This is a genomic window from Rhizobium sp. PP-F2F-G48 (assembly GCF_004342335.1).
In the GTDB taxonomy this organism is placed as follows: Bacteria; Pseudomonadota; Alphaproteobacteria; order Rhizobiales; family Rhizobiaceae; genus Ferranicluibacter.
The window spans coordinates 1-1,271 of the sequence record NZ_SLVH01000033.1; the positions used below are offsets into that span (position 1 = coordinate 1).

1 protein-coding gene is annotated in these 1,271 nt (G+C 58.9%); it reads left to right on the forward strand.

What is annotated here, in order from left to right; all coding sequences use genetic code 11:
• Positions 1-63: 63 nt before the first annotated feature.
• Positions 64-1,253, forward strand: a protein-coding gene (locus C8J36_RS24685) for an IS3 family transposase (RefSeq protein WP_132537893.1) whose coding sequence is annotated in 2 segments (ribosomal slippage) — positions 64-316 and positions 316-1,253 — 1,191 coding nt in all. Because the reading frame shifts where the segments join, the coding sequence is not laid out codon by codon here.
• Positions 1,254-1,271: the final 18 nt, after the last annotated feature.

A 1,271-nucleotide genomic window follows, 5' to 3' on the forward strand; every position in this document is an offset into this window, starting at 1 on the left:
TGACCTGCCACTGAGAATTTCCTCCAGACTTGATTAGAGTTCGGCCTGACGAAGGACGGACGAATGAAGAAGCAGAGATTTACGGAAGAGCAGATCATCGGTGTGCTGCGTGAGCAGGAGGCTGGCGCGAAGGCCGCTGACCTGTGCCGCAAACACGGAATATCGGAAGCGACCTTTTATAACTGGAAAGCCAAATACGGCGGTATGGAAGTGTCGGAGGCCAAACGTCTGAAGGCGCTTGAGGACGAGAATGCCAAGCTGAAGAAGTTGTTGGCCGAGCAGATGCTGGATGTTGCCGCTCTTCGTGAGCTTCTCGGAAAAAAATGGTAGGGCCTGCCGCCAAGCGTGAAGCTGTCACGCATCTGAAGGTCACAATGGGGCTTTCGGAGCGGCGGGCCTGCCAGATCATATCTACCGACCGCACGACGGTCCGTTATCGGTCCAGTCGACCGCCAGAGGTCGAACTTCGGACGAAGCTGCGCGATCTCGCCAATGAGCGACGACGGTTCGGCTATCGACGGCTGTTCATCTTGCTTCGGCGAGATGGAGAGCCTTCCGGGGTCAATCGCATCTACCGGCTCTATCGCGAGGAAGGTCTTTCCGTGCGCAAGCGGAAAGCCAGACGTCGTGCGGTTGGCACGCGTGCTCCGATCCTCGTCGAAGCAAAAGCCAATGCCCGCTGGTCGCTGGATTTCGTCCACGATCAGTTCGCCTGCGGCAGACGCTTCCGCGTGCTCAACATTGTCGACGACGTTACGCGCGAATGCTTGGCGGCGATCCCGGACACGTCGATCTCTGGCCGTCGTGTGGCGCGAGAACTGACGACACTCGTCGAAAGACGCGGCAAACCCGGCATGATCGTCTCCGACAATGGCACCGAGTTCACCTCGAATGCGATCCTGGCCTGGTCCAGGGACCACAAGGTCGAATGGCACTACATTGCGCCGGGAAGGCCGATGCAGAATGGCTATGTTGAGAGTTTCAACGGCCGCATGCGTGACGAATTGCTCAATGAGAGCCTGTTCTTCGGCCTCGACCACGCCCGCAGCGCCATTGCCGAATGGGCTGAGGACTACAACACCTTCCGGCCGCACTCGTCGCTCGGATACCAGACCCCGGCAGCCTATGCCGGGACAATCGCGGCAACCGGCTCCAACGCTTCACAATGTGGAAGCTTCGCGTTTCCGCCGGTTGCTCCCACCCCGCCATTTGGCGTATCAAAAACCGCCCAGGCTCTAATCGCAGCCGGATGAAACTTCAGTGGCAGGTCA